The sequence below is a fragment of the Geoalkalibacter sp. genome (assembly GCF_030604225.1).
GTDB lineage: Bacteria > Desulfobacterota > Desulfuromonadia > Desulfuromonadales > Geoalkalibacteraceae > Geoalkalibacter.
On record NZ_JAUVWH010000128.1, the window covers coordinates 1 to 8,848 of the forward strand.

Here is an 8,848-nt window from a genome sequence, read left to right on the forward strand (position 1 = left end):
AAATCAAGGAGGAACGGTTCATCATGAATAAAGGAAAAATCACCCAGGTCATCGGCCCCGTCGTCGACGTGGAATTCGAGCCCGGCAAGTTGCCCGAAATCTATCACGCCCTCAAGGTGTCCAATCCCGCCATCTCCGATCAGGAATGGAACCTGGTGCTGGAAGTCTCCATGCACCTCGGCGAGAATACCGTGCGCGCCATCGCCATGGATTCGACCGATGGTCTGGTGCGCGGCCAGGATGTCCTTGACACCGGCAAGCAGATCGTCATGCCCGTCGGCCGCAAGACCCTCGGCCGTATCCTCAACGTGGTCGGCGAGCCCGTCGATGAGGCCGGCCCCGTGGGCGCCGAGCTCGAGTGGGAAATCCATCGCCCCGCCCCCGATTTCGTCAACCAGTCGACCACCATCGAAGCGTTCGAAACCGGCATCAAGGTCGTCGATCTGCTCGCCCCCTATTCCCGCGGCGGCAAGATCGGGCTCTTCGGCGGCGCCGGCGTCGGCAAGACGGTGCTCATCATGGAGCTCATTCACAACATCGCCAAGCAGCACGGCGGTTTCTCGGTGTTCGCCGGCGTCGGCGAGCGCACCCGCGAGGGCAACGACCTCTGGCACGAGATGAAGGACTCGGGCGTTCTTGACAAGGCCGCGCTGATTTACGGCCAGATGAACGAGCCCCCCGGAGCCCGCGCCCGCGTCGCCCTCTCGGCCCTGACCATCGCCGAATACTTCCGCGACGAGGAAAACCAGGACGTGCTGCTCTTCGTCGACAACATCTTCCGTTTCACCCAGGCGGGTTCCGAGGTTTCGGCGCTCCTCGGCCGTATTCCCTCGGCGGTCGGTTACCAGCCGACCCTGGGTACCGAGATGGGTGAGCTGCAGGAGCGCATCACCACCACCGACAAGGGCTCGATCACCTCGGTGCAGGCCATCTACGTGCCCGCCGACGACTTGACCGACCCCGCGCCGGCCACCGCCTTCGCCCATCTCGACGCGACCACCGTTCTCTCGCGTCAGATTGCCGAGCTCGGCATCTATCCGGCCGTCGACCCCCTCGACTCCACCAGCCGCATCCTTGATCCCCAGGTGGTGGGCGCCGAGCACTACAAGGTCGCGCGCGAAGTGCAGTACATCCTGCAGCGCTACAAGGACCTGCAGGACATCATCGCCATTCTCGGCATGGACGAACTCTCCGAGGACGACAAGCTCACCGTCGCCCGCGCCCGCAAGATCCAGCGCTTCCTCTCCCAGCCCTTCCATGTCGCCGAGGTGTTCACCGGATCTCCCGGCAAGTACGTGGAGCTCAAGGATACCATCAGGGGCTTTCAGGAGATCGTCGCCGGCAAGCATGACGATCTGCCCGAGCAGGCCTTCTACATGGTCGGCACCATCGAGGAAGCCATCGAAAAGGCCAAGAAACTGGCCGCTTGATTATAGCCCTGTGAAGCAGGCGGAAGCCCTTCGGCTTCCGCCCCTTCTTTAAAAAGGTCATTTGTCCATGGCAGAAAAGTTGAAATTTGACCTGGTCACTCCCTATCGCCTGGTTCTCTCCGCCGACGTGGATGAAATTACCGCGCCCGGCCTGATGGGCGAATTCGGGGTGCTGCCCGCCCATACCCCGTTGCTGACCACCCTGCAGATCGGCGAGCTCACCTACCGCCAGGGCAACGAACAGTTCCACGTGGCCGTCAACTGGGGCTTTGTCGAAGTCGAGGATGACCGTGTCACGGTGCTGGTGGAGACGGCCGAACCCGCCGACGAAATCGACCTGGAGCGCGCCAAGGCGGCCCTGGGCCGCGCCGAGGAAGCGCTCAAGAAGCTTGCTCCCGAGGACAAGGATTTCGCCGTCATGAAGGCGGCCCTGGACCGCGCCATGGTGAGAATTCAGGTGGCCGGGCGCAGCCGCTGATCGCCCTTCGGGTAACAGGATTCATCACGCAAAAAGGCAGCTCCGGGGGAGCTGCCTTTTTGCGTTTCAGCAAAGGTTTTCAGGGCGCTGCGGATTCCGCCTGAAGCTGGGCCATTTTTTCTTCAACAAGAGCGATGTGCCGATACATGGCCTCGCGCGCTTTTTCCGGGTTCTTCTCGGCAATCGCCGCGAAGATGGCGGCATGCTGGGCAAGCAGCAACTCCACCATGCCGGCCTTGCGGTAAAATTCCGTGAGCGCCACTTGAATGGTGCGGTGAAAAAGCGAATGGATGGTGTTGAGCACGTGCATCTGCAGGGTATTGTGCGTGGCGGCGGTGATGGCATAGTGAAACTGCGAGTCCACCTCGGCGTCCCAGCCGCCCCGTGCCGCCTGCTTTTCCATGATCCTCAAAAGCTCGCGCATCTGGCCGATTTCGCTGTCGGTGGCACGCGCCGCCGCCAGGTAGGCCGACCAGGTTTCCAGACCCATGCGCACTTCCACCAGGGAGTGCAGCAACTGGGGATTTTCCTCGACGAGAGCGGTGAGAGGATCGTTGAGCGCCGCCGAGGTCAATGAGCGCACATAGGTGCCGCCCCCCTGCCGCGCCTCGACCAGCCCCATGGCGTCGAGCACCATGATGGCTTCACGCACCGACGGGCGGCTCACGCCCAACATGACGGCGAGTTCCCGCTCCGAGGGGATTTTTTCGCCGGGTTTGAGGTCGCCTGAGGAAATCAGGGCCTTGATCTGTTCAACGATTTCCTCGGAAATCTTTTTGGGACGGATGGGCTTGAATACATTGGCCATGCCATTGCTCCATCTGGAGAATTGGTAAGACCAGGTAAATAGCATTTTTTTTCGGGAAAATCAACCTTGACGACCGCCCCGGAGATGCGCATGACGCCTGAGGATCCAGCCATTCTGCATCTCGATCTCGATGCCTTTTATGCCTCGGTGGAGCAACGCGAGGAACCCGCCCTGCGCGGCCGGCCGGTCATCGTCGGCGGGCATGAAAAGCGCGGCGTGGTGTGCGCGGCCTCCTACGAGGCGCGCCGCTTCGGGGTGCGCTCGGCCATGCCCATGACCCGCGCCCTGAGCCTGTGTCCCCAGGCGGTGGTCAGGCCCGTGCGCATGGCCCTTTACCAAGACGTATCGCGCCAGGTTTTCGCCATCTATGCCCGCTTCACCGACACCATCGAGGCTCTCTCCATCGATGAAGCCTTCCTCGACGTCGCCGCCAGCCGCCGCCTGTTCGGCGCGGGCCTGGTGATCGCCGAACAGATCCGCGCGGCGGTGCGCCGGGAAACCTGCCTGAGCGTCAGTGCCGGCGTCGCCCCCAACAAACTGCTCGCCAAGCTCGCCTCGGAAGCGGCCAAGCCCGATGGATTGCTGGAGATTCGGGCGGAGCGGATCGATGAATTTCTCCTGCCCTTGCCGGTGACGGCCCTCTGGGGGATCGGCAGCGTGACCGCGGAGAAACTCGCGCGCTGCGGCGTCACCCGCGTCGCCGACCTGCGGCGCCTGAGTCGCCCTGCTCTGCTCGCGCGCTTCGGCGTCCAGGGCAGCCAGCTTTATGACCTGGCGCGGGGCCTGGACCAGCGGCCGGTGGTGGCGCGAGACGCACTGAAATCCGTGGGGCATGAGGACACGTACGGCGAGGATCTAATGGACCTGGAGGACATTCTTCGGCAGCTTCTCGACTTGAGTGAACGGGTCGCGGCGCGCCTGCGCCGCTCGGATCTGCAGGGGCGCTGCCTGACCCTGAAGGTCAAATACGCCGATTTCCAGCAATGCACCCGCAGTCGCACCCTCAACCAAGGGCTGAGCAACGGCGGCGAGCTCTTTGCCCTGGCCAAGGAGCTGCTGACCCTGACCGAGGCCGGCCGCCGGCCCCTGCGCCTGCTCGGCCTCAGCCTAAGCGCCCTGGAGCCCCTGGGCGCGGGGCAATCCGAGCTGTTCGACGAGCCGCGGCGTGAGCGCTTGGCCCGCCTGGACCGCGCAGTGGATCAGGTGCGGGAACGCTATGGCCGCAGGGGTATCTGCAAGGCACCGCTTCTGGAAGCCGCCGATCCCTCAGCAGGGGACGAGAAAGGGCCGCACGGCAAGGAGGGCGCGTAGGAGGCTCTCGGGATCATGGGCCTCCAGGGTGAGGGTTGCCTGGGGCGCGTGGCGCCGGACAAGGGCGAAGAACTCGGCGAAGGGGATGAGTCCCTCGCCGATGGGCAGATGGTCGTCGCCTTCACCCAGGTTGTCATGCACATGCAGGTGCACCAGGTGCCGGGAAAACCGCTGGAACCAATCCGCCAGGGATATGCGCTCGCGGCAGAACAGATGCCAGTGGCCGACGTCGAAGCAGTGGCCGAACCACGGCGAGTCGATGGCCGCGAGCAGTTTTTCCAGGTTGCCCGGAGCATCCTCGAAAACATTCTCCAGCGCCAGAACCACCCCCGCGTCGGCCGCGCGCCGGATCAGCGGCGGCCAGAACCCAAGGCTCTGCTCGACCCAGAGATCCTCGTTGCCGGCATAACGCCAACGATCGTAGCCGGGATGCACCACCAGACGGCGGGCGCCGAGGCGCTGCGCGGCGTCCAGCGCCTGATTGAGGCGCAGGGCCGTGACCTCGCGCACCAGCGGTTCGACGGCACCGGGATTGAGATCCATGAAGGGGGCATGAACCGCCACCGCAAGGCCCGCGGCGCGAAACGCGGCGCCCCAGCGCTCCAGCAGCTCGGCCAGGTCCACCTCGTCCAGATCGGGTCCCTTGAAGGCGATTTCCGGCTGCAGCCGGCGCGCGAGCAGAAAACCGCCCTGCTCGGCGAGCATCCGGTAGGGCAGGGAGACATGCAGGCGAGAATCCATGGGCATAGCTTGGCGATCCATCCTTTCCCCGCGCGGGATGCCGCCCTCAAGCGGCGTTGCGCGCATCGCCTCCGAGCATAGCCGCGCCGCCCGCGAAACACAAGGCCGAGGGTCTTCGCCTGAATGTTTCCGAAAAGTTTCTTGACAATGACTGTATACTGTATACAATTGGCTGAATCCAATGCGGAGCCAACCCGGTGAAAAAAAAGCCCATCGAACGCCATCAGACCCTGCGCGAAAAGATTCTCGAAACCATTCGTGACGCGATCCTGCGCGGCGTGCTGAAACCCGGGGAAAAGGTCGCCGAGCCGGAACTCGCCGAGCGGTTCGGCATCAGCCGCACCCCGATCCGCGAGGCCTTTCGCCAGCTGGAATCCGAGGGTTATCTCACCGTTATTCCCCGCAAGGGCGCGGTGGTCGCGGCGCTGTCGGAGCGCGACATCAAGGAATTCTACGCCATCAAGGCGATCCTCGAGGGCTATGCGGCGCGCATCGCGGCGAAAAAACTCTCCGACAAGGAAATCGAGCGCCTGGAGGCGATCAACCAGCGCTTGCAGCAACTCGCTGACGAAGGTGACGTCAAGGCCTTCTACCGCACCCACAACGAATTCCACGAGCTGTTCATCCGCGCCGCCGGCAATCAGAAGCTGGCCGAACTGATCAACCAACTGGTGATCAAGTTCAACCGCCCGCGCCTGGCCTCCCTGTCCTTGCCGGGGCGCATGCAGATCTCGGTCAACGAGCACTCGCGGCTGCTCGACGCTTTCAAGAGCCGCAACGGCGAACAGGCCGACAACCTGGTGCGCAAGACCGCGAGCCTCGGCGGCCAGCTGCTGATCCAGAGCATGGCCCAGGAAGAAGGTCGCGCCGTCGACCCCAGCCAATTCGATCAGGTTGTCGATGTCTGAGCCGGCCCTGCCCTGCCGTTCCCCGAAACCCGCCTTGGCCGCGGGTTTTTCTTTGGGCGCGGCGCCACCACCGCCCCGCACCGCCGCCTAAGCCCCTCCCATGTGGCTGCTCCTTGCCCTGTTCACCGCCCTGTTCGAGTCGGGCAAGGACGTTTTCGGCAAGCAGGGCCTGCGCGCCGGGGCCGATCCCTATGTCATGGCCTGGGCCTGGCGATTGTTGGCCCTGCCCTTTCTCCTGCCGCTGCTGCCCTTCGCTCTGCCCGCGACCCTCGGGCCGCATTTCTGGCCGGCGCTGCTCGCCGGCGCCGCCCTCAACATCCTCGCGGCGGTTCTCTACATGAAGGCCATCGCCGAGGGTGAGCTGTCCCTGAGCGTGCCCCTGATCAGTTTCACGCCTCTGTTCCTGCTCCTCACCTCGCCCCTGCTGCTCCGGGAAATTCCGGGGAAAAGCGGCATCCTCGGCGTGTTGCTGATTGTCGCCGGCGCCTATCTGCTCAACATCGGCCACTGGCGCCGGGGCTGGCGCGAGCCCATCCGCGCCCTGCTGCGCGCGCGCAGCGCGCGCCTGATGCTGGCCGTGGCGCTGATCTGGAGCGTCTCCGCCAACATCGACAAGATCGGCCTGCTCAATTCCTCGCCCCTGCTCTGGGCCATCGCCATCAACGCCGCCATCGCCCTGGGCATGCTGCCCCTGGTGATGCTGCGCCGGCGCCTGGGAGGCCCCGCGGCCGCCCGGCCCTGGGGCTTCCTGCTGCTGGTGGGGCTGTGCGGCGGGTTGGTGACCCTTTGCCAGATGGCCGCCATCAGCCTCGCCCAGGTGCCCTACGTGATCGCCGTCAAGCGCCTGAGCGTGCTCTTCACCGCCCTGGCCGGCCTGCTGCTGTTGGGCGAGCGCGGCTTGCGCGAGCGCCTGGCCGGAACCCTGGTGATGCTCGCCGGGGTTCTGGTGCTGGCGTTGGCCTGAGCCGATTGCGGTTGCCCCGCCGCCCTGCCTTGTGGCATAGTCGCCGGCATCGCGCTATTTTAATCCGCCCATTCCCTTTCCCGGAGGTTGTCATGACCCTGCGCATTCTGCTCGCCCTGGCCCTGTGTCTCGCGGCGACGGCGGCCGCCGCCGATTCCATCGACATCGGCTTCAACGACGAGAGTTTCCAACTCACCTACGAGCGGCCCCTGGCCCGCGACGACTACGGCACCACCCTGGCCAACGCGCGCTTTCTCTACAACGGCGACGAGAGCACCACCCTCGGCAGCCTCGGCCTGGATTTCCTCGGCGCGCCCGGCAACCTCCCCGGCCTCGAACTGGGCGTCGGCGCCAAGGCCTACGCCGGCAGCGCCGACCACAGCACCGATTTCATCAACCTCGCCCTCGGCCTGCGCGGCGCCTACGCTCCACCGCAACTCTGGGGCCTGGGCCTGGCCGGGCGGCTCTACTACGCGCCCAAGATCTTCTCCTTTCGCGACTCCGAGCGGCTGCTGGAAAGCGAGGTGCGCCTAACCTACGCGGTGCTGCCCAAGGTCAAGCTCTATGTCGGCTACCAGAACATGCGTCTCAAGGAAGATCGCCGCAAGGAAAACTGGACCATCGACGACGCCCTGCGCATTGGCTTTGTCGGCAGTTTCTAGACGAGGCCCCATCCGCCCGCAAACAACGCCCTCGCGTACCCGCGCCGGGGCGTTTTTGTATTTCAGGAGCGCAGCTTGTAGCCGCGGGCGATGAGCAGCGCCGCCCAGCCGAACAGGGCCCCCGCCATGAGCAGCGCCGCAACGAAGGCGCTCGCCAGGCTGGTGTCGCCGACGCCGAGCAGGGCATGGCGAAAGCCGTCGATGAGATAGAAGAGGGGATTGAGGCGCGACAGGCCTTCCCAGACCGGGGGCAGGATGGAGATGGGATAGAACACCCCGCCCAGGTAGATGAGGGGCAGGATGAAAAAGTTGCTGAACATGGAGAGGGCGTCGAAGGTATTGGCGTAGAGGGCGGCGATCAGGCCGAACTGGGCGAAGAGAAAGCTGGCCAGGGCCGCCATGGCCAGGGCCGCCAGGGGCGAGTGCCAGGGCAGCTCGGCAAAGAACAGGGAAATCGCCCAGACCGCCGCGCCCACCAGCAGCCCACGCAGCATGGAAGCCAGGGTGTAGGCGAGGATGAACTGGGCCGGGGAGATGGGCGTCACCAGGATGTCGAGAATGTTGCCGATGTAGCGCGCGACAAACAGGGACGAGGACGAATTGGCGAAGGCGTTGTTGATCACCCCCATGAGAATCAGTCCCGGCACCACGAACTGGGCGTAGCTGAACCCCTCCAGCACCTCGATGCGCTCGCCGAGGGTCGCGCCGAAGACGAACAGATAGAGCGAGGCGGTGATGATGGGCGTCAGCAGGGTCTGCCCGGCCACCTTGCAGAAGCGCCAGACCTCGCGCCGCAACAAAGTGACGAAGGGTCGCCAGGGCGCCCAGGACGGCGCGGAAATCGGCTCTTTCATGCGTCCCTCCCGCCGGAGCTGCCGGTCAAATCCAGAAACACCTCCTCGAGTCCCGCGCGCTTGACCTCCAGATCACGAATCGGCAAACCATAGGGCTGCAGCTCCCGCAAGAGATCCATGGCGGCTCTCTCGGGCGCCAGGGGCAGGCTCAGGCTGGCGGCCGCCGTGTCCCACTGCGCGCCCAAGGCGACCAGCCCCGCCGGCAGGGGCCGGGGATCCCCTGCGAGATAGAGCACCAGCCGCCGCCCGTCCAGGCGGGCCAGCAAATCGCGTGTGGGTTCAAGCGCGATCAGTTCGCCGTGATTCATGATGGCGATGCGCCCGCACATCTCCTCGGCCTCTTCCAGATAGTGGGTGGTGAGCAGCACCGTGGTGCCGTCGCCGTTGATCTCGCGCACGAAATTCCACAGGGTGCGGCGCAGCTCCACGTCCACGCCCGCCGTCGGTTCGTCGAGGATCAGCAGGCGCGGCTTATGGATCAGCGCCTTGGCCACCATGAAGCGCCGCTTGAGGCCGCCGGAGAGCTTGTTCATGGATTTCTTGAGGTGGGGACCGAGGCCCAGGCGCTCGATGAGCACCCGCCGCCAGGCGGGATCGTCCGCCACGCCGTAGTAACCGGAATGAATCTTGAGAGCCTGCTCGATGGTGAAGAAATTGTCGATGATGATTTCCTGGTGCATGACGCCGGTGAG

10 protein-coding genes are annotated in these 8,848 nt (G+C 64.9%); 6 read left to right on the forward strand and 4 right to left on the reverse strand.

What is annotated here, in order from left to right; translation table 11 throughout:
* The first annotated feature begins 23 nt into the window (after nt 1-23).
* The gene (atpD, locus tag QAT43_RS12470; protein ID WP_305043419.1) at nt 24-1,430 is read left to right on the forward strand and encodes a F0F1 ATP synthase subunit beta; all 1,407 of its coding nucleotides are present in this window, start codon (nt 24-26) and stop codon (nt 1,428-1,430) included.
* Nucleotides 1,431-1,497: 67 nt separating this feature from the next.
* A complete protein-coding gene (locus QAT43_RS12475; RefSeq protein WP_305043410.1) occupies nt 1,498-1,908 on the forward strand; it encodes a F0F1 ATP synthase subunit epsilon in 411 nt (136 codons plus the stop codon).
* A gap of 79 nt (nt 1,909-1,987) precedes the next feature.
* Here QAT43_RS12475 and QAT43_RS12480 read toward each other — a convergent pair whose 3' ends face one another.
* Nucleotides 1,988-2,716 (reverse strand): FadR/GntR family transcriptional regulator, encoded by a 729-nt coding sequence (locus QAT43_RS12480; RefSeq protein WP_305043411.1) that lies wholly within the window; start codon nt 2,714-2,716, stop codon nt 1,988-1,990.
* A gap of 90 nt (nt 2,717-2,806) precedes the next feature.
* On the opposite strand from QAT43_RS12480, the gene dinB reads away from it, so the two are divergent.
* Nucleotides 2,807-4,027, forward strand: coding sequence for a DNA polymerase IV (gene dinB, locus QAT43_RS12485; RefSeq protein WP_305043412.1), 1,221 nt, complete (start codon nt 2,807-2,809; stop codon nt 4,025-4,027).
* Here the strand turns inward: dinB and QAT43_RS12490 are convergent.
* Nucleotides 3,983-4,774, reverse strand: coding sequence for a sugar phosphate isomerase/epimerase family protein (locus tag QAT43_RS12490; protein ID WP_305043413.1), 792 nt, complete (start codon nt 4,772-4,774; stop codon nt 3,983-3,985). The two genes, dinB and QAT43_RS12490, sit on opposite strands and share 45 nt — an antisense overlap.
* 191 nt (nt 4,775-4,965) lie before the next feature.
* Here QAT43_RS12490 and QAT43_RS12495 point away from each other — a divergent pair, with 191 nt between their 5' ends.
* The 3 genes from QAT43_RS12495 to QAT43_RS12505 all read left to right on the forward strand — a co-directional run bounded on the left by QAT43_RS12495 (nt 4,966) and on the right by QAT43_RS12505 (nt 7,302).
* Nucleotides 4,966-5,676 carry a GntR family transcriptional regulator gene (locus QAT43_RS12495; RefSeq protein WP_305043414.1) on the forward strand — a complete coding sequence of 237 codons (711 nt, stop codon included), beginning with the start codon at nt 4,966-4,968 and terminating at the stop codon, nt 5,674-5,676.
* A gap of 100 nt (nt 5,677-5,776) precedes the next feature.
* Entirely contained in the window at nt 5,777-6,640 is an 864-nt protein-coding gene (locus tag QAT43_RS12500) for an EamA family transporter (RefSeq protein ID WP_305043415.1), read from the forward strand.
* A gap of 92 nt (nt 6,641-6,732) precedes the next feature.
* Entirely contained in the window at nt 6,733-7,302 is a 570-nt protein-coding gene (locus tag QAT43_RS12505) for a YfaZ family outer membrane protein (protein ID WP_305043416.1), read from the forward strand.
* Nucleotides 7,303-7,364: 62 nt separating this feature from the next.
* Here the strand turns inward: QAT43_RS12505 and QAT43_RS12510 are convergent, their stop codons facing one another.
* Entirely contained in the window at nt 7,365-8,156 is a 792-nt protein-coding gene (locus QAT43_RS12510) for an ABC transporter permease (RefSeq protein WP_305043417.1), read from the reverse strand.
* Nucleotides 8,153-8,848: ABC transporter ATP-binding protein (locus QAT43_RS12515; protein ID WP_305043418.1), on the reverse strand; the 696-nt coding region annotated here is incomplete at its 5' end. The genes QAT43_RS12515 and QAT43_RS12510, both read right to left, overlap by 4 nt.

What these genes read in the sequence shown, in the direction of transcription:
- atpD (WP_305043419.1), top strand. Translation starts at nt 24, where the DNA reads ATGAATAAAGGAAAAATCACCCAGGTCATCGGCCCCGTCGTCGACGTG.
- QAT43_RS12475 (WP_305043410.1), top strand. Translation starts at nt 1,498, where the DNA reads ATGGCAGAAAAGTTGAAATTTGACCTGGTCACTCCCTATCGCCTGGTT.
- QAT43_RS12480 (WP_305043411.1), bottom strand. Translation starts at nt 2,716, where the DNA reads ATGGCCAATGTATTCAAGCCCATCCGTCCCAAAAAGATTTCCGAGGAA.
- dinB (WP_305043412.1), top strand. Translation starts at nt 2,807, where the DNA reads ATGACGCCTGAGGATCCAGCCATTCTGCATCTCGATCTCGATGCCTTT.
- QAT43_RS12490 (WP_305043413.1), bottom strand. Translation starts at nt 4,774, where the DNA reads ATGCCCATGGATTCTCGCCTGCATGTCTCCCTGCCCTACCGGATGCTC.
- QAT43_RS12500 (WP_305043415.1), top strand. Translation starts at nt 5,777, where the DNA reads ATGTGGCTGCTCCTTGCCCTGTTCACCGCCCTGTTCGAGTCGGGCAAG.
- QAT43_RS12505 (WP_305043416.1), top strand. Translation starts at nt 6,733, where the DNA reads ATGACCCTGCGCATTCTGCTCGCCCTGGCCCTGTGTCTCGCGGCGACG.
- QAT43_RS12510 (WP_305043417.1), bottom strand. Translation starts at nt 8,156, where the DNA reads ATGAAAGAGCCGATTTCCGCGCCGTCCTGGGCGCCCTGGCGACCCTTC.